At 63.0% G+C, this 18,650-nt stretch carries 14 protein-coding genes; 7 read left to right on the top strand and 7 right to left on the bottom strand.

The features are described from left to right. Positions 1-2 precede the first annotated feature (2 nt). Entirely contained in the window at positions 3-1,049 is a 1,047-nt protein-coding gene (locus AB0876_RS10075) for an aspartate-semialdehyde dehydrogenase (protein WP_491840172.1), read from the bottom strand. Position 1,050: 1 nt separating this feature from the next. Further along, positions 1,051-2,316 (bottom strand): aspartate kinase, encoded by a 1,266-nt coding sequence (locus AB0876_RS10070; protein WP_491840171.1) that lies wholly within the window; start codon positions 2,314-2,316, stop codon positions 1,051-1,053. Between the two features lie 87 nt (positions 2,317-2,403). On the opposite strand from AB0876_RS10070, the gene AB0876_RS10065 reads away from it, so the two are divergent. From AB0876_RS10065 to AB0876_RS10045, 5 genes are read left to right on the top strand one after another with little or no spacing between them, the layout of a single operon-like run. Then, positions 2,404-3,003: a nitroreductase family protein gene (locus AB0876_RS10065; protein ID WP_491840170.1), complete on the top strand. Its 600-nt coding sequence runs from the start codon at positions 2,404-2,406 to the stop codon at positions 3,001-3,003. 35 nt (positions 3,004-3,038) lie between these two features. Continuing rightward, on the top strand, positions 3,039-4,169 hold the full coding sequence (locus AB0876_RS10060) for a glycosyltransferase family 4 protein (protein ID WP_491840169.1): 1,131 nt from the start codon (positions 3,039-3,041) through the stop codon (positions 4,167-4,169). After that, the gene (locus tag AB0876_RS10055) at positions 4,166-5,719 is read left to right on the top strand and encodes a glycosyl hydrolase family 28-related protein (RefSeq protein ID WP_491840168.1); all 1,554 of its coding nucleotides are present in this window, start codon (positions 4,166-4,168) and stop codon (positions 5,717-5,719) included. The genes AB0876_RS10060 and AB0876_RS10055 overlap by 4 nt, the downstream gene beginning before the upstream one ends. Positions 5,720-5,752: 33 nt before the next feature. After that, positions 5,753-6,694 (top strand): UTP--glucose-1-phosphate uridylyltransferase, encoded by a 942-nt coding sequence (locus AB0876_RS10050; RefSeq protein ID WP_491840167.1) that lies wholly within the window; start codon positions 5,753-5,755, stop codon positions 6,692-6,694. Next, the gene (locus AB0876_RS10045; protein WP_526041873.1) at positions 6,694-7,803 is read left to right on the top strand and encodes a glycosyltransferase; all 1,110 of its coding nucleotides are present in this window, start codon (positions 6,694-6,696) and stop codon (positions 7,801-7,803) included. The genes AB0876_RS10050 and AB0876_RS10045 overlap by 1 nt, the downstream gene beginning before the upstream one ends. A gap of 18 nt (positions 7,804-7,821) precedes the next feature. Here the strand turns inward: AB0876_RS10045 and AB0876_RS10040 are convergent, their stop codons facing one another. From AB0876_RS10040 to AB0876_RS10020, 5 genes are all read right to left on the bottom strand, one after another. Then, a complete protein-coding gene (locus AB0876_RS10040; protein ID WP_526041872.1) occupies positions 7,822-9,423 on the bottom strand; it encodes a glycosyl hydrolase family 28-related protein in 1,602 nt (533 codons plus the stop codon). Beyond that, positions 9,375-10,598, bottom strand: a complete 1,224-nt coding sequence (locus AB0876_RS10035; RefSeq protein ID WP_526041871.1) for an O-antigen polymerase — start codon at positions 10,596-10,598, stop codon at positions 9,375-9,377. Before AB0876_RS10035 ends, AB0876_RS10040 begins: the two co-directional genes overlap by 49 nt. 115 nt (positions 10,599-10,713) lie before the next feature. Then, on the bottom strand, positions 10,714-11,913 hold the full coding sequence (locus tag AB0876_RS10030) for an MATE family efflux transporter (protein ID WP_491840163.1): 1,200 nt from the start codon (positions 11,911-11,913) through the stop codon (positions 10,714-10,716). Further along, positions 11,906-13,087 carry a CpaE/TadZ family protein gene (locus AB0876_RS10025; protein ID WP_491840162.1) on the bottom strand — a complete coding sequence of 394 codons (1,182 nt, stop codon included), beginning with the start codon at positions 13,085-13,087 and terminating at the stop codon, positions 11,906-11,908. Before AB0876_RS10025 ends, AB0876_RS10030 begins: the two co-directional genes overlap by 8 nt. A gap of 198 nt (positions 13,088-13,285) precedes the next feature. Next, complete coding sequence (locus tag AB0876_RS10020) at positions 13,286-14,722, bottom strand: sugar transferase (RefSeq protein ID WP_157923473.1); 1,437 nt, start codon at positions 14,720-14,722, stop codon at positions 13,286-13,288. A 1,099-nt stretch (positions 14,723-15,821) separates the two neighbouring features. On the opposite strand from AB0876_RS10020, the gene AB0876_RS10015 reads away from it, so the two are divergent. Continuing rightward, a complete protein-coding gene (locus AB0876_RS10015) occupies positions 15,822-17,093 on the top strand; it encodes a hypothetical protein (protein ID WP_526041870.1) in 1,272 nt (423 codons plus the stop codon). A 138-nt stretch (positions 17,094-17,231) separates the two neighbouring features. Beyond that, positions 17,232-18,602 (top strand): alpha/beta hydrolase-fold protein, encoded by a 1,371-nt coding sequence (locus AB0876_RS10010; protein ID WP_526041869.1) that lies wholly within the window; start codon positions 17,232-17,234, stop codon positions 18,600-18,602. Positions 18,603-18,650: the final 48 nt, after the last annotated feature.

Here is an 18,650-nt window from a genome sequence, read left to right as displayed (position 1 = left end):
GATCAAAGCTCGGCGGCCAGCAGTTCGGCGATTTGAATCGTGTTCAGCGCCGCACCTTTTCGCAGGTTGTCGCCGGACACGAACAGGGCAAGTCCACGCCCGTCGGGCACACCCGGGTCCTGCCGGATCCGGCCGACGAGGGACTCGTCGGCGCCGGCGGCAGCCAGCGGGGTCGGCACATCGACCAGCTTCACGCCCGGCGCGGCGGCAAGCAGCGACCTGGCGTGCTCCACTGAAAGCGGCTGGGCGAACTCGGCATTGATCGACAGCGAGTGCCCGGTGAACACCGGAACGCGCACGCACGTGCCGCTGACCAAAAGGTCTGGGATACCGAGGATCTTGCGACTCTCGTTGCGCAGCTTCTGGTCTTCGTCGGTCTCACCCGAGTCGTCATCAACGAGTGCGCCGGCGAGCGGAATAACGTTGAACGCAATGGGGGCAACGTATTTCACGGGCTCCGGATACGTCAGCGCCGAGCCGTCATGAACCAGCTGCTCCGCGCCGTCGATGACCGCACGGGTCTGCGATGCGAGTTCCTCGACACCGGCCAGGCCGCTGCCCGACACCGCCTGGTAGCTCGACACGATCAACCGGGTCAGCCCGGCCTCCTCGTGCAGCGGCTTGAGCACCGGCATGGCGGCCATGGTGGTGCAGTTCGGGTTGGCGATGATGCCCTTAGGAAGAGACCGAGCGCGGACTCCGACGTCTCTTGCGAAGTTGACCTCGGAGACCACCAGCGGGACGTCGGGGTCCTTGCGCCAGGCCGAGGAGTTGTCGACGACGACGGCGCCGGCCGCGGCGAACCGCGGAGCCTGCACGCGCGACATCGTCGCACCGGCGGAGAACAGCGCGATGTCCAGACCCGACGGGTCGGCCGTCTCGCTGTTCTCGACCTCGATCTCCTCGCCGCGGAACGTCAGCTTCTTGCCCTCGGAACGGGCCGAGGCGAAGAACCGGACCGAGCTGGCCGGGAAGTTGCGTTCTTCCAGCAGCGTGCGCATGACCTGGCCGACCTGACCGGTCGCTCCCACTACACCAATGTTGACCATCTCAGCGCCCTGTCCCGCCGTGAACCACGGCCTCTTCCTCGCTGCCGAGGTCGAAGGCCTCGTGCAGCGCGCGGACGGCGGTGTCCAACTCGGTGTCCTTGACCAGGACCGAGATCCGGATCTCCGACGTGGAAATCAGGTCGATGTTGACGCCCGCCTCGGCCAGTGACTCACAGAACTTCGCGGTGACGCCGGGGTGGCTGCGCATGCCCGCACCGACCAGCGAAACCTTGCCGATGTGATCGTCGTACAGCACCTGGCTGAACCCGATCTCGTCCTTCAGTCCGGTCAGCTTCTCCACGGCCGTCGGGCCGTTGTCCATGGGGCAGGTGAAGGTGATGTCGGTCTTGCCGTCTTCGACCTTCGAGATGTTCTGCAGCACCATGTCGATGTTCACGTCGGCGTCGGCGACCGCGCGGAACACTCTGGCGGCATAGCCGGGTACGTCCGGGACACCGACGACGGTGACCTTGGCCTCCCCGCGGTCGTGGGCTACTCCGGTCAGCAGTGCGTCTTCCATGGGGATGTCCTCGATCGATCCTTTGACGATGGTGCCGGGCTTGTCCGTGTACGACGAACGCACGTGAATCGGCACGTTGTAGCGGCGGGCGTATTCGACGCAGCGCAACATCAGCACCTTGGCGCCGCATGCGGCCATCTCGAGCATCTCCTCGAAGGAGACGGTGTCGAGGTGGCGGGCGTTGGGCACGATGCGCGGGTCGGCGGTGAAGATGCCGTCGACGTCGGTGTAGATCTCGCAGACGTCGGCCTTGAGTGCGGCGGCCAAGGCGACGGCGGTGGTGTCCGAGCCGCCACGGCCCATGGTGGTGACGTCCTTGCTGTCCTGGCTGACGCCCTGGAACCCGGCGACCAGCACGATGACGCCCTCGTCCAGCGCATCGCGCAGGCGGCCGGGGGTGACGTCGATGATCTTGGCGTTGCCGTGGGTGCCGGTGGTGACGATGCCGGCCTGTGACCCGGTGAACGAGCGGGCCTGTGCACCGAGCGACTCGATGGCCATCGCGACCAGGGCGTTGGAAATGCGCTCACCAGCGGTCAGCAGCATGTCCATCTCACGCGCCGGCGGGGCCGGGGATACCTGACGGGCCAGGTCAAGCAGGTCGTCGGTGGTGTCGCCCATCGCGGAGACCACGACGACGACGTCGTTGCCGGCCTTCTTCGTCTCGACGATCCGCTCGGCCACGCGACGGATCCGATCGGCATCCGATACCGAGGATCCGCCGTACTTCTGTACGACGAGCGCCACTATCTAACCCTTCAGAACGCTGGATTGAGTCCCACACAGGATAAGGGAGACACGCACGCGGTTTTCCCCGCCGGTAGCTTGGCTGACGTGTCTGCCACGCCGAACGGCCGCCTGGCCAGCACCAGCGTGCCGATCCACCCCGATCTCGCCGCCCGCTGGAGCCCCCGGGCCTTCGACCCCGACGCCGCCATCGCCGCTGACCAGCTCACCGCGCTGCTGGAGGCCGCACGCTGGGCCGCCAGCTGGGGCCACCGTGAGCCCGTGCGGTTCGTGGTCGGGGTCAGAGCCGACGAGACATTCACCACACTGGCCGGCCTGCTCAAACGCGGCAACAGCTATGCCCATGCCGCCTCGGCGCTGATCCTGGTGTGCGCAGATGAAGGAGAAGACGAGAGGACCGCACGGTATGCCTGCGTCGACGCCGGAGCGGCGATCGCACAGCTCACCGTCGAGGCAGTGTCCCGCGGACTGATCGCCCATCCGATGGCCGGCTTCGACGTCGACGGCGCGCAGGCGGCATTCGGTATCCCCGAAGGAGTGCGGCCGCTGGCCGTCGTCGCCGTGGGCACGCTCGGGGACTACTCCGAAATGGGTGAGGAAATTGCCGAGCGCGACGGTCGGCCCCGGCAACGGTTGCCATTGGAACAGATTGCATTTGGTGGGCACTGGGGAATTCCGCTCGTCTGACAAATTCGAACAAGATTGCCGCTACCGTTGGAGCCATGGCAGAGCACGTCGACCTGTTGCTCGATGCTCGGCATATCAATCAGAGCGGTATCGGTACGTATATCCGGACCGAGTTGCCGACCGTAGAGAAGACGCTGAACCAGCAAGGACTTTCGTTAGGCGTCCTCGTCGACGAGGGCAAAGAGCCGCCACTGGCCGCCAGCACGAAAGTGGTGTTCGCACAACCGTCGAACGCGGGGATGTACTCGCCAAGTGAGCAGCAGGTCTGGCGTCACGCCTTGCAGGGACTTCAGCCGAGGGCATTGTGGTTGCCGCACTATCCTTTTCCGTTTGCCATTCTCGGCCCACGCAACAAACGAACGAAACTATTTGTCACGATTCACGACATCTTGCACCTGCAGCCGCAGAGCGTCTCGGGCAAGGGCTTCGCCTACCGTGCATATGCACGCATGATGATCACCATGGATGCGCGACGGTGCAGCAAGATCTTCACACCGTCACGGGCAACGGCCGATGCGCTGGCCGCTGTGTCGCCCAAGGCGCAAACCGTGGTGACGCCGATTCCGGTGGGAGAGGCCTGGCTCACCCCTGCGGATGCCACATTGACCCCTGTCGAGGACAGGTACGTCCTCTTCGTCGGCAATACCAAATGGCACAAGAACCTTCCTATCTTGTTCGAGGCGTTTCGAGAGATCGCCTCGGAGATCCCGCAAAAGCTGGTGATAGCGGGAGCAGGCGAGTCGGTCCGAAACTTCGATGACCGCCTCGCGGGCTACGCGACCGAGCTTGCGGACCGGGTTCAGATGATCGGGCGATTGGACTTCGAGACGCTGCGGGCGATGGTCGCCGGAGCAGATCTACTGGTAATGCCGTCGCTGTACGAGGGTGCCGGGCTACCGCCGCTCGAGGCAATGGCATCCCACACAGCCGTTCTGGCATCGAGTATCCCGTCGTTGCGGGAAACTTGTGGCGATGGCGCTGAGTACTTCGACCCGTACGACTATCGAGCATTGGCCGCGCTTCTCCGCACATATTGTCGCGACGACACCGCCAGGTCAGGTTTGGTTGAGCGGGGGTGGGCTCACGTGAACAGCAGGCAGTCTCGGATCCAAACCACAACCGCGGCGGAAACGATAGTCGCGGAGCTTCTCGGGGCAGGGCGGTGAGTATTCCCCGGCGGTCGGTTCTGTCAGTAGTGCCGGCGCTCGCGGCGATGGCGGGTTTGGCACCGAAGTCTTCCGCCGTACGACCCGTCGTCAACGTGCGTGATTTCGGGGCCAAAGGTGACGGCAACACCGATGATTCGGCCGCGATCCAAGCCGCTGTCCTGGCGTTGCGGTCAGGCGCTACGTTGCATTTTCCGAAGGGAAGCTACCGATTCGCCGCGCCGAACCCGGAGGGCGGGGCGGCACTGACCATCGTCGGAATCTCGCATGTGGACATCAAATTCGACGCCGGCGCTGACCTTCTCATGGACAACCTCGATGACGGCGTCGGAGCGGGCCACGCAATCCTGATACAAGGGCCGGCGTCGCATATCACCCTGGACAACGTGAAAGTTCGGTGGGCAACAAAGGCCCCGCGATCCCTGGGTGATGGCATCCGTATCGTCGGCTATCCCGCGGGGATTTCCGACGATCCACCTGCGGGCTGGAGTGGTCCCCCGGCACCGGTCAGCGACGTCCGGATCGCCGACTGTGAGGTTGACTCCAGCCCGCAGGCCGGTGTCATCCTCATGGGCGTTTCCGATATCGAGGTGACCAACCTGCTCGTGCACGACACCGCAGCCGATGGGCTGCATTTCAACGCGTGTCGGCGCGCCAGGGTCGACGAGTATTCAGTCACCGACAACGGCGACGACGGCCTGGCGTTGGTCACCTACTATTCCGATCGCCCCCGCTACGACAGCGCGGCACAGACGTTCGCGTTCCCCGAACTGACCGCCTGGTCCAACACCGATTTCACGATTAGAAATGTCACTGTTTCCGGCGGGCGGGCCAACGGCGTCCGATTCGCAGGCGCCAATAATGTGAACCTCCGCGGCCTGACCGTGGCTGGAAAGCAAACCGGGGCAGGAGTTGTCGTCGATTCGACCGCGGAAATCGACTCGGGCGCGGATTGGCAGTATCTGGCGTCGCGCGGCCTGCGACTGGAGCACATCAGTGTTGCCGACTGTGAAATGGGCATTCAACTGCTGGCACGACCCGGCGCTGACGGCGACCGCAAGTTCACCGATTTCGACATCTCCGTATCCGACGTGAGCATTCGTAGCTGCAGCAACTGGGCCGTCCGGGCGGAGTCACTGACATCCCTGCCTATCAGTGGGCTCCGGGTCGACAACTGCACTGTCGACGCCACCTCGACGACGGGCGGAAACGGTGGCATCGGCCTGGGCAACACTCAGGATCTGAACTTCGGCAAGATCGGGGTAACGCATTCTCAGCCCGTCGTCGCCTTCAGCGCCTCCGACACAAGAAACCTCTCGATCGCCGCGCTGAATTTATCGGTTACGCAGGCCGACGGGGTACCCGACGACTCGACGCCGAGCGCACTATTCGACAACTGTGAAGGTGCGATCAACGCTATGCATGTCAATTGGCCACAGGCCCCCGAGACCTGGACACCGGTTCACATCACGGCAAATGCACAACCGGTCGCAATCCGGAAGCTCTCGGTGAAGCCGAGCTCAATCATCGAACGCATGCGTACGGTGTAGGACCTGCTGGCCGCACCTGACGGAAAGGCACCCATGGCACCAGAGACCATCCGCAAAGCCGTCATTCCGGCGGCCGGTATCGGTTCGCGCCTGCTGCCGCTGACCAAGGCCATTCCCAAGGAGATGTTGCCGGTCGGCGACAAGCCCGTCATCGAGCACACCGTGCGTGAGCTCGTCAACTCCGGCATCACCGACATCACGATCGTGGTTTCTGGTGGAAAGAACTTGATAGAGGAGCACTTTCGTCCCAACACCACGCTCGTCGACCAGCTGCGCGCGGACGGCAAGGACGCGTATGCCGATGCCGTCGAGGAAGTCGGGGAGCTGTCCGCGCAGGGACACATCACCTACCTCCATCAGCACGGTCCGTACGGCAACGGCACTCCGGTGCTCAACGCCTCTCGATCCTTCGGCGGCGAGCCGGTCCTGGTGCTCTGGCCAGACGACGTGTTCGTGGCCGAAGTGCCCCGTGCCCAGCAGCTGATCCACGCCTACGAGCAGACATCGGCCCCGGTGCTGGCCCTGATGCCGATGGCACCGGAGGATTCACGCCGGTACGGAGTGCCGGTCATCAAGGAAGATCGGGATGGCGGACTACTCCGGATAAGTGGAATCGTAGAGAAACCCCAGCCGAACGAGGCCCCGTCCAACTACGCCGCGATCGGCGGCTATGTCATCACCCCAGGCGTCGTCGACGAACTGGCTGAACAAACCCGACGCTGGCATGAGGGAACCCAGACCGGCGAGATCTACCTGACCGACTCGATCAATGCCTACGCCAAAGACCATGCCGTCTACGGCCAGGTCATCCAGGGCCACTGGTGCGACACCGGCAATCCGTCCGATTACCTGGTCGCGCAGTTCGCTTTCGCCCTGGCTCATCCCGAATACGGCCCGGTGCTACGCGATCTGGCCACCCAGCTGGAAGGTCCGCTGCTTCATACGATTGCGCACGAGATCGGAGGCGACAGGTGATGTCGGACAGCAGGATCGGAATAGTCCACGAACGCTTCACCGAGATCGCCGGTTCGGAGAACGTGGTCGAACAATTAGCCCTGCAATGGCCTGACGCAGAGGTTTTTGCGGCGATCACCAAACCGGGCAGCATCCCGGACGGCATCACGCACCCTCCGCACGCGACGTGGCTGAACTATGGTTATCGCCTCCTCGGACAGCGTTCCTACGCGCCGCTGGCACCGCTGATACCAGCAGCGTTCCGGCACATGGATCTTCACGACTTCGACGTCGTGGTGGTGAGCCATCACGCCTTTGCCACCCAGGCGGTGTTCGCCACAGATGCTCCCGTGATCGCCTACGTACACAGCCCGGCTCGATGGGCATGGGAACCGTCGATGCGTGCCCAGGAAGCCGGCGGGCCGGCGGGCGCCGCAGCACTCGCCGTGCTGGGCCGGATAGCGAAAAAGGGCGAGAGCACGGCTGCCCCCAAGTTGCGCCGTATCGTCGCCAACTCGACGGCCGTCGCTCAGCGGATCAGCGAGTGGTGGAACCGGGAATCTACTGTCGTGCACCCGCCGGTCGACACTGACGGGTTCACCCCGGATCCATCGGTCGAACGGGAGGATTTCTTCCTTCTCGCAGGCAGGCTCGTGCCCTACAAGCGACCAGATCTTGCCATTGCCGCGGCAACCAAGGCCGGCGTGCGACTGATGGTCGCCGGCGACGGGCGCTCGATGAAACAGTGCCAGGACCTGGCCGGCCCGAACGTGACTTTTCTCGGCCGGGTACCTCACGACGAGTTGCTCAGCTTGCACCGGCGAGCGCGCGCATTGCTCATGCCCGGAATCGAGGACTTCGGGATCGTTCCGGTGGAGTCGATGGCGACCGGCACCCCCGTCATCGCACTCGGGGCGGGGGGCGCGCTCGACAGCGTGGTCCCCGGGTCGACGGGTGCGCTGGTTCCGCTGGGTAGTGACCCGGAAATCATTGATGGATTCGTCTCGGCCATAAAGGCTTTCGACCCATCAGCATACGACGGGCCCAGCATCCGGCGGTGGGCGGAAGGGTTCTCAGAAGCCAACTTCCGCGCGAAGATGCAAACAGTTTTGGACGAAGTATTGGGGTGATGCATCGGGGCGACCGAGTCAGCCCACACCCGTACGGTTGACGATCGAATCCGGCGTTACCGACAGTGTCCGAATGGCCAGTGAGTGCGCCTTGAAAGTCTCGGCGGTGAACTGGACCGGAACCCAGGTCTCGGGGGCTTGTGGCCAACTGACGTCCATCGTGTTGATCGTGCCATCGCTGTTGTCGAAGTACGCACAAGGTATCGAGTCGTCGTCCGCCTCGTTCGTCTGAGTGATCGAGAGCTTCACCTCGCCGCCATTCAAACGGTGCGAGTTCTCTGCCAGGAACACGACGGCGAGTTGGGCGTGAGTGACGAAAACCTTGTCGATGTTCAGATCGTGGGTGTTGCCGAAACCTACGCCTCCATTTCCCTCAGATATCGATGTGGCAGTGACATCACATCCGGAGAGCTCGAAGCCCGTGACAGGTCGTGTGGTCAGTGATTCCACACGTACGGCCCAGTTGGTGCAGTTGTGTATGCTCACGTCGATCACTGCCACATCGAAGTCGGTGAAACGGTTGTCCCCTTTGGGGTCTGGGCGGCCCAGCAGGTGTATACCCAACTCACAATCAGCGACCGTGATGTCTTCGAGCCGCACGCCGCGAGATGCCACGTGCAGCCACTCGCTTTCGGACGTGATCTGCGCCGTCGAGTCGACCATCACACCGGCGCCTGATCGCTTATCCGTTACGTCGACCCTACGCAGGAGCACCCGGTTCGCGCCTGAAAGTCGAACGCCGTTGGCCCGACCGCCGGAAACCCTGACATCGGTTATTTCGAAATCCGAGTTCGACCAATCGGTAAGGTCAGGAAAAGCGAAGGTCTGCGCATCCCCATCGAACGTGGGTCGATCGGAATATTCGGTAACCAAGGCAAGACCATCGTCCCCGTTGCCGGTCGCGGTATGGCGGCTGACACTGGCGCGTCGGCATGCGTTGAAATGCAATCCGTCGGCCGCCGTCTCATGTGCTTGCAGATTCGTGACATCGATATCGGAAACACCGACGAAGATGACACCTGCCTGCGGGCTGGACCGGACCTCACAATCGGAGAGGACCACGTTGCTGACCGGTGCGGGCGAACCGATCCACCCGTGGAGCATACTGCTCAATCCCGTCGGATAGCCGACGATCCTGATCCCGTCACCCAACGAGCGCGGCGGCCGAGATGCCCATCGAATCTTCACCTTGCGCAGGGCGATACGCGAAGCCGGACCGCGAATCAGGACTCCGTGGCTGGTACCAGTGGCCTCGGCCTCGTCGATGTTGTCCATGACAAGCTCAGCGTTGCCGTCGAACTCGATGGCCACATCGGAGATTCCGGTGATGGCGATCGCAGCCCCGCCGCTGGGGTACTGCTCGGCGAATCGGTACTTTCCATTCGGGAAGTACAGGGTGTCGCCCGCCCGCAACGCCTTGACCGCGGCCTGGATCGCAGCTGAATCGTCGGTCTCGCCGTCTCCCGTGGCGCCATAGTCACGCACATTGATCGAAGGCTCCTTTGTTGAGCGCGTACACCCCGCCAATCCCGCCAAGACAATTGCCGAAAGCGCAGAGCGTCGTGAAATGCTCACCGCGCACCGGCAAGATCGTCCGTCGATTTCTTCCCGAACGGCCATCGAGCGGCCAGCACAGCACATGCCACCGTCGACAACAGAAGGAAGATGACGAAGCCATAGCTCACAATCTGGATACGCCACACCTCGGAGAAGCAATACGCAAGGACGCCACCTGAAGCGGCGATCACGGTGTTGTACCGGACGACCTTGGCCAGCAGGAGCCCGCACAACCCGTAAAGCAGAAATGTGTAGTACCAACCCCACGCTCCGAAGTCGGAGTAAATATCGGCAAACACGGAATTGGTGAAGAAGCTGGATCCGAACGATGCGGAGTAGCCGTATACCTCGGCACCTTTCCAGCTGTTGTCCTTGGTCACTTTGTTGAACTGCAGGAACGTTGGTTCGATCGCGTTGATCGAATCGACCGGATCGCCGTCCTTCTCCCAGGATCCCTGCATGATGGCGCCTGACGCGCCCAGCTGCACCTGGGCGGGCACCGAGAGATACGCGCCCATCTGGAAGAAGTTCATCGCGATGGGGCTCGTAACGCCGACGTCGCGATAGTAATTGGCGTTGCGGAAGTAGTTGAGCACAGCCAAGAGTGAGAATCCCACCACCAGAATCGCAATAATTGCCATCCATCGGCGCCGCCGCGCACCGGGACTCCGGGACGGTACCGCCGTCTTCGCCCAAATGACGAGATAGACGACGGCTGCCATCAGCAAGGACAGCCGACTGGAGATCACCGCGTCCAAGAACAGCAGAAGGACCCCGGCCACCATCAGAGGCCACCCGACGATCTTCTTCCTCCACAGGTAGACACCTAGTGGCGCCGCGAGAATCGGGGCATAGCGGAGTGTTCCGATGCCGGCAGACTGGGATATCGACTGGCTGAACGCATTTGCCTGCTGAGAGCCCAGAGCGCCAAGGATCGACGTCGCGCTGGCGATCTGGACATAGGTGTAACCGACACCGACCACGGAGATCGCCAATACCAAGAGGAAATAGCGCTTTTCGAATTGCGGGGTGGACGTCATCGCCATCACCTTCGGAGCCGGCGGGCGACCCGCGGATCCGATCCGCCACCCGATGGTCGCCACCGCGACCATGGTCGCGTACCAGACCACCAGTAGAACAACGCCTTTCGGTTCAACTGGGGAAGGGTCCGGCCATCCTGCGAGCTTTTCGAACGGCCCGCTCCGAAATGCGCGGTTGCGCCACGCGGCCAGGGCCATCCACGCGACGAAAGACATCGTGACCGGAACCAATATGAACAGGCCCGGGGTGAACCAGGGCGGCATCGGTGCCTTCCGACGCCGGCTCGGAGTCGGCGAAACCGATCCCGACTCGCTAAGCAGCACCGCTGCCGCCACTTGTGGACTGTCGGCCGCTCCGCAGTCGGCGGGCCACCACGTCGACAACTCCCTCGAAGTCAGGGACGTATCTACGCGCCACGGTCCGGTACAGGATCCCGGTGAAGATCTCGGCGATGACGAACGAGAGGAATATCGCGATCGTCGAGTGCCAGATGAACAAGAATCCCAAACCGAGCGCGAGGTAGACCAGTGTGCTCACCACACGTCCCCAGAAAACTGCCCTGGTCTCCCCCGCTGCGCGCAGGGCCGCGAACGGCACCGTGGAGAGCAGCATCAAGCCCTTCCAGAGGCACGCGAGCAACAGGGCGACCACACCGACGTTGCTCCAAGCCGGCCCGAACACGAGCTGTCCGAATCCACCGAACGCAGCGATAAGGACTGCCGCCAGCCCGAGCAGGAATATCACACCTACAATGGCTGCCTCGCGCTTATGAGCCCGAGCGAGCAACCGATACCTGCCGTAAGAGATGATCGGCTCAAGTGCACCGGACACCGTCGAGATGACGCGAAATGCCACCGAAGCAGCCGGCCCCATCGCGTACAGCACGACCGACGTCATCGCCGGCATCACGGCGCCGACCACCGCAGTTTCCGCTGTGACCCAACTCGCCTTACCGATGTCAGGCGGCAGGCCCGAACGCCCAAACGGCGTCCGCGGCAGGTACCGCATCAATATCGCGGCGACGGCACCCGCTGCCAGAACCCGAACGCTGTGGCCGCTGTGTTGGACGGCCAGCACGAGCGCGACCACGCCGGAGACGATCAGGATCGTGGAGGCCACCGCTTCCCGCCGCCACCTGCCGCTGACCATCCCGATAGATCGGCCCACCAGCATGCCGGTCATCAGCCCGGTTGCACTCGCCATCAATACGACCGGCGACGAGACCGCCGGGCCGAAGATGAGCAAAGCGCCTGCCCCCACACTCAACAACGCGATCCACACCGGCAGGCAGAAGTTGTGTTCCGCGCCAGGAGTGGCGAGGCGTCCTTCGATGATGAACGCGTTGATCAACTGGGCCACATATACGCCGACCGTCAACGCGACGGCGAGAAAGCCCTGCACCTCGATCGGTGCGATCCGGGCGTACACGGCGATGAATATCGCGGGGAAGATGTTCAGCCCCAGGCCGGCGATGACCTGCACCACCGCATGTAACGCCCGACTTTCAGACAATGACGTCCCTGGTCATCGTCTTGCCATCCGGTGAAGACACGTCCGCGCCGTTCACATGCGGTTCTGGCTTCTCGTCGGAGTGCCGACCGAATCTCCACCACGGAAGCGACGTGAAGACCGCGTTGCGCGTCGCGGCGCTCGAGGCCGTCGCCGAACAGGCGATGTGAACCTGTTCGGAGGTATCAGTACCCGGCCGACACACGAGCACAAGATCGGTGGCCGACGCGATCGCCTCCGGAATCGAACCCGAGGAACCAACGGTGCCGGCCTTGACAATCACGGTGGTGGACGAGTCGGGTTTGGCGATCGGTTCGTTCGTCACCTGCACAGGGCCGTGCTCTGAGGCGGCCAACTCGAGCAGTGCCGCGACCGTCGATGCGCCCGAGGAGGGCGAGGCTCCGACTACAACAATCGTCCGGCCAGCATCGGGCGCACCCAGTTGCGCGTATAGCTTGCGGCCGAGCGCGATCTGATCGTCCCCCCACGCCGGACGCGGTGGTTGTCGGAGATCTACCACCGGGACAAGGATGCGGTCGACGGCCTCGCTGAGCTCCGGGGCGTCCGATGAAAGCGAAACGAGCCCAGACCGTTTGCGCCGCGCCATCATGATCAACGGTACGAGTGCGCCGCCCAGGAAAAACCCCAGTGCCGCACCGATGGTCGCACGATGAGAACTGACGTAATCGGGCGTCGGAGGCTGCAGCACCGGCAGCTTGCTCGACTGGGTGGCTTGCAGGCGGACCCTGTCACGCAACGCTTGAATCGCCGCTGCACCGGGGCCGTCCGCAGTCTGTTGCCACTGGCCGAGGGCCGGCAGAATCACCTGCATCTGTCGGTCGGTGCGTTCGGCAAGCTGCTGTCCGTACACATCGATCGTCATCTGTACCGCGCGGATGGCGTCGCTGCGCGACTTCTCGGTATCGCTGATCGCCACTACCGACGACTGGCCGTCCTGCACCACCTTCAGTTTCGGCGGCTTGTTCTTGCCCAGTCGGGCAGCCACCGCCTGGCCGAATCCGTCACCCGACAGATAGGCCACCTCACCGGCAACATATCGACCCGTGTTGTCCTGGGTCTGTGGCGTCGTTTGGCTTGCTCCACCTGCGATCGCCACCAGATCCGGCGGCTCGACAATGCGCACCAGCGCGGTGGCAGTGGTGTCCGCGGCCATCATGCTGAACAGAACGCTGCCAAGTCCTGCGCAGACACAAGCACCGATCACCGCTCCAGCCAGCAACTGCGTGATCCAATTGCGCGCTTCGACCCTCTTAATGGCAGCCAGAGCAGTCTGTGAGGCCGTTGTGTTCGCGGGCAAAACTGGTATTCACCGCCCTTCCACTTTTGTTCGCCAAGTCACCGAGTAGCAAATGCGTCAATAGGCGCCTTTCCTCTTCAGAACGGCGCCAACTGTACGCCAGATGATCACCAGGTCGCCGATCACGGACCAGTTGCCGGCATAGGACCGATCGAGCCGAACCCGGTCCTTATCCTCCAGATCAGAACGTCCGGATACCTGCCACAGACCCGTCATTCCGGGCTTCACGTGCTCTCGGTGTTCCAGGAATGCGACATCCGTCCCGGCTTCGCCCGGCACCAGTGGGCGCGGCCCGACAATGCTCATCGAGCCGCCCAGCACGTTGAACAACTGAGGCAACTCGTCGAGGCTCGTGGCCCGTAGAAATTTGCCGACCTTCGTGACGCTGGACGACGATGATCGCTTGTTGAACATGCTCTCCGCATGCTGCTCATTGGTTTGCGGCAACTTGTCGGTGCCTACATGCATCGTCCTCAACTTGAAGATCCGGAATGTTTTCTGGTCGAGGCCGACCCTTTCTTGCCGGTAGAAGACCGGGCCCCAGTCGTCGAGTTTGATGGCCAGACCCGCAAGCGCGATGACCGGCAAGGCAATGATCGTGCCGATGGTGCCCAGCACGAGGTCCAGTATCCGCTTGGAGATCATCGACACCCGGTCGTGTGTGGGCGCTTCGATGACGAACAGCGGCAAATTCTCCAGCGGGCGCAGCTGGAGCCGGTGCGTCGCCACCTCAGTCAAGCCTGGAACCACAATGAGTTCAGTGTTGATCGCCTGCATTCGCCAAGCGAGGAATTTGACCTTCTCAGGCCCGAAGTTCCCGGCATAGACCGCGGCCAGGGCGTCAGCGCCTGCTGACGCCACGGCAGCCTCGACCTCGGCGTCGTTGTTGAAACCGAGAACGGGAACGGGACCGGTGGGCAACTCGACGTTCTGCCCGATCAAGTCGCCGGCATCCGGGATGCAGACGCCGACAACCTGGTATCCCGCGCTCGGCGAGCGCTGGAAATACTCGGACAACGTGCGCGCCGCATTGACATCGCCGAGCGCAACAACCCGGGAGAGGTAGCTTCCCCGCTTCCTACGTCGACGCACGTCGGCGCGCAACAGGTGCCTGACCACGAACAGACCGATCAACCCCAGTCCGAACGTCACTCCGAACTGGATCCGCGAGATCGGCATGTCCAGGAAAACCTCGGCCGCCGCAGCAAGCGCGAACGTCCAACCGGTCGCCACTCCGACGAGGCGGTATTCCTCGGCCTGCTGCCCCACCAACGTGAGATCGCGCGAATGCACATATCCGAGCGCGATCAGCCAGCCGATGTAGATCCCGATCGAAAACGCCGTGGCGGTGGTGAAGCTGGCGAAATGACGGTGCGCCAGCGAAGTTCCGATCCATTCCGCGAAGACAACGACCACTGCGAGGACGACGGCATCGGCGACCAAAACACGCCGGCGGTAGGCGGATCGCCATCTACGGGCTCGCGCGTGTGCCATCGAGGGGGACACATCCGCGGCCCCAAAAGCGCCGGGCTTCATTTCGGTGGACGCAGGCAGACGCTTATTCATAGTTGCTCCACGTGGTGTGGGTCAGAACCGGGAAACCTGACATTTTCGTGAGCAGGTCGTTGACTCTGACCCGCGATTCAGACGGATGCGCGTTTGCTAGCACCACGGCCACCGAGTCGTCACCATCCTCACGTGTTCCCCGTGATTATGGCGCTCAGGTACTGGCGGGACAACGGTTTGAGCCGCCGCGCTCACTTATTAATGGTTGCAATGTGATTGCAACCGGCCCACTCGCCCCCACCAACGCCGGTATAGTCCGACGCCAGTGTGGGTGTCCGCAAACTGTGATACCGAAGGTGGGAAATTCGTGAATCCGGTCAGCACGGCGTCCTCACCCGATTCGGATTACCCGCGGCCAGCGAACCGCCCCCGTGGGCATCGATTTATGTTCGCATTAACCAATATTCGCTTGCTGTTAGCGCTATTCCTCGCTGCGAGCGCACTTGCCGCACCCGCCTCTGCAGATCCCGAGTCCAACACCCTCAATCTGGCGTGGCCGTCTCTCGGATTACCCCGCACGATCAATCTCAGCGCCGCCAACAGCAACCAAGATTTCACGGTGCCCGTGCCCGCCGGACTGAACCCGGTCAGACTGCACGGCGTTATTCACGCCCCGGTCAATCTCGGCCCTGGATTCTTGGAAGTCTCTGACCCAAGCGGCGGCTTTCTAGGAGCAGTGAACTTACCGCCGGTAGCCGCCAGTCAGGCGGTCACGCCCTTCACCGTTGACATTTCGGCTGCCCGCGTACGGGGCTCGGCGATCGGATTGTCGTTCACGGCACGACAGGCCGACAGCACCGGTCAGATCTGCGGGCCAATGCAACAGCTTCAAATCAGTGATCTGGATGTGGATTTCACCGGAACGGAGCCATCACCGGCGACCGTTGGCACGTTCTTTCCCCCGGTCCTTCAACGGATTGTCATCTACGCTCCCAACGACGCGGATGCATCCGAGCAGCAGGCCGTGCTCACGTTGGCATCAGCCTTGGTCAAGCAGTACGCGCCCCAACCTCTCGGAATCGCTGTGATGAGTCAACCGCGAGGAACTACGCCACCGCCAACCGGACCGTTGACCCGTGCGGTCGTCGTCGAACGTGGTCCCGCCGGCCTCAACGTAGCCAACGCCGGGGCTGCCGGTGCGTATCTCCGACTCTCTGGTCGCGGCGACGAACTGACCGCACAGACCTCGCTGATCGTCAATGACCTGCAGTCGTTGGCGCAGGTGGACACAGCCAGGGTGTACCAGGCCGGCATCGGCCCCACTCCCAGTGGCGACACCCTGACGTTTGACCAGCTCGGGATGAAAGGCCGGGCGGAGGTGCTGCGATCCGGAGATATGTCTGTCAGCACCGATCGAGCTGCGTTGGGGGCCGGTCGCATCCAGAACGCCCAAGTTCACCTACTTGCCGATTACACACCGGTGGCGAAAGACGATGCGGGAACGGTGATGGTCCGTGCGAACGGCGTCGTCGTACACACCCAGGCCCTCGACCAGACCGGCCGACTCGACGCAACCTTCGACTTACCGAAGCAGGCGCTCACACAACGAGTCAGTCTTGATTTCGCCCTGACCTACACTCCGCGTCAGCTGTGCGGGCCCATGATCGCGCCACTCACTTTTCAGGTCGACCCCCAGTCGACCCTGACCGTGAAGCGCGGCGGATCGGCGCCTGGCGGATTCAGCGCTCTGCCTTCGGAGTTCAGCCCAAAGTTCTACGTCGCGCTTGACGGAACCAGTCCAAACCAGCTCGGTTACACCACTCGCCTCATCACTGACATCGCACGCCAGACGAAGGCTCAGTTGCTACCGCAGGTCGTGGACGTCAAAGCCGCGGCCGAGGCGTCCGATTCCGCGCTCATCGTGGCGAACGCAGACACGCTCAAACACACGACGCTGAACCCGCCGCTCAACGGTGCCGGCTCGGCCCTCACCGTCGATCTGCCGACGCAGTTGCGCGCCGACATGACCAAGGGCCTCGGATCAGTCCAGGTCTTCGCCGACAACCCACGCAACCGCACCGTCGCACTGGTCACGACCACCGATTCGTGGTCTCTGGTCGATCCGCTGATCGACTATCTCGAAAGGCCAGACATCAATTGGGCACAGCTGACCGGGGATGTACTGGCGGCCGGCGCAGCGGGAACGCCCGTCAATGTGTCGATCCGCAGTGACGACAACGAGTCTGGGCTCGCGCAGTCAGGCGGTGGCCACGGACTCCAGATTGCGGGTGCCATCGTGCTCGCGGTGGCCGCGGCCATCGGTGGAGTTCTCCTGTGGCGGCGCAGATCCCGCAAATAGGTGCTTCAGCCGGAACAGCATGAGAGGACGTGCCGTGCAGAACAGGAGGCCCCAGCTGCATTCCATCGCGACGCTGACACGGACCAACGATCGATTCATACCGACACCCGCCCTAGATGATTGCGAGGGCCTTATCCCATGAACCTGTCTCTGACCAGCGGTCTGATTCCGATAGCCCTGCAGATTCTCGCACTGGCGGCGATCGTGGTCGCGATCGGACGTGGACGGTCCCGAGAATGGCTGCGACGATGGCTGCTCGTCGCGGTACTCGCTGGGGTGGGCCTGGCGGCGGCCGGACGACTGATCGTCCGCGATCAGGGTTGGTCAGCCGACGCCATCGCGTTCGGAACAGTCTTCTGGACTGCCATGCTCGGGTTCACTGCAACAGTCTTGATCGCAGGATGGCGCGGGTCTGAGTGGTGGCGACGCCTGGTGGCAATTCTGTCGGTCGTGCTGGTCGTCGTGTGCGGGTTCTCCGCGCTCAACACGGCGACCGGATACTTTCCCACGGTCCGCGCGGCGTGGCTGCGGGTAACGCAGACTGAGCCAGAACAATGGATCGACGAATCCGAACTCGCCGCGTTGCAGCAGAAAGGTGAGGTACCCACCCGAGGCACCGTCGTGCGGGTGACCATCCCGGCCGACGCTTCAGGCTTCGCGCACCGGACCGAGGTCGTGTACCTCCCGCCGGCCTGGTTCTCCAGCAACCCGCCGCCGCAACTGCCGGCGGTGATCATGATGGGCGGAGAGTTCAACCATCCCAACGACTGGCTCCAGTCCACGGAAGCGCTTCAAACACTGGACGACTTCGCAGCACTGCACCACGGCAATGCCCCTATCGTCGTATTCCCGGACATATCAGGGAAATTCAACAACGACACCGAATGCGTCGACGGCGTCCGCGGCAACGCCGCCGCACATCTCACCAAAGACGTGGTGCCATACATGATCTCCCGGTTCGGGGTCAGCTCGAAGCCCGAGAACTGGGGGCTGGTGGGCTGGTCCACGGGCGCTACCTGCTCCCTGCTCACCGCAGTGCGTAACCCCGACATGTTCAGTGCGTTCGTCTGGCTCGACGGCACCTTGGGCCCCAATGCGGGCACGAAGGACCAGACCGTCGCGCGACTGTTCGGAGGCGACGAAAATGCCTGGGAATCGTTCGACCCCAAGACGATCATCACCCGCCACGGTCCGTACGACGACTTGTCGGCATGGCTCGGTGTCGCCGACGACACACCGACCGTCCACCGCGACGCCAGCACCACGCCGCCTTCCGAGGACTCGATTGCCGACTGGGACACCTACTCGGAGGAACACGCCCCCAACGCGACCAAACTCTGTGCCCTGCTCAGCGGCTACAACATCGAATGTTCCGTGGTCGGTTACAAGGGCGCACATGACTTCCAATCTGCCGGCTCAGCATTCGACGCAGCTCTGCCGTGGCTGGCAAGCGCACTCGGCACCCCAGATGTGCGAGATCGACAGTTGCCCGGGACCGCCGGCAAGTAGGAATGCACTGGTCGACATCGCTGAATGTTGTCATGTCGGCATAGGACG

The sequence above is a fragment of the Mycobacterium sp. NPDC049093 genome, from assembly GCF_040704635.1.
Lineage (GTDB): Bacteria > Actinomycetota > Actinomycetes > Mycobacteriales > Mycobacteriaceae > Mycobacterium.
Note: the sequence above shows the minus strand (reverse complement) of the source record. Positions and strands in the feature narration are given on the sequence as shown.

Bases quoted from the DNA above. Each gene is read 5' to 3' on its own strand.
- AB0876_RS10075 (WP_491840172.1), bottom strand. From the start codon at position 1,049: ATGGTCAACATTGGTGTAGTGGGAGCGACCGGTCAGGTCGGCCAGGTC.
- AB0876_RS10060 (WP_491840169.1), top strand. From the start codon at position 3,039: ATGGCAGAGCACGTCGACCTGTTGCTCGATGCTCGGCATATCAATCAG.
- AB0876_RS10050 (WP_491840167.1), top strand. From the start codon at position 5,753: ATGGCACCAGAGACCATCCGCAAAGCCGTCATTCCGGCGGCCGGTATC.
- AB0876_RS10045 (WP_526041873.1), top strand. From the start codon at position 6,694: ATGTCGGACAGCAGGATCGGAATAGTCCACGAACGCTTCACCGAGATC.
- AB0876_RS10040 (WP_526041872.1), bottom strand. From the start codon at position 9,423: ATGGCCGTTCGGGAAGAAATCGACGGACGATCTTGCCGGTGCGCGGTG.
- AB0876_RS10035 (WP_526041871.1), bottom strand. From the start codon at position 10,598: ATGGCCCTGGCCGCGTGGCGCAACCGCGCATTTCGGAGCGGGCCGTTC.
- AB0876_RS10025 (WP_491840162.1), bottom strand. From the start codon at position 13,087: ATGATGGCCGCGGACACCACTGCCACCGCGCTGGTGCGCATTGTCGAG.
- AB0876_RS10020 (WP_157923473.1), bottom strand. From the start codon at position 14,722: ATGGCACACGCGCGAGCCCGTAGATGGCGATCCGCCTACCGCCGGCGT.
- AB0876_RS10015 (WP_526041870.1), top strand. From the start codon at position 15,822: ATGAGTCAACCGCGAGGAACTACGCCACCGCCAACCGGACCGTTGACC.
- AB0876_RS10010 (WP_526041869.1), top strand. From the start codon at position 17,232: ATGAACCTGTCTCTGACCAGCGGTCTGATTCCGATAGCCCTGCAGATT.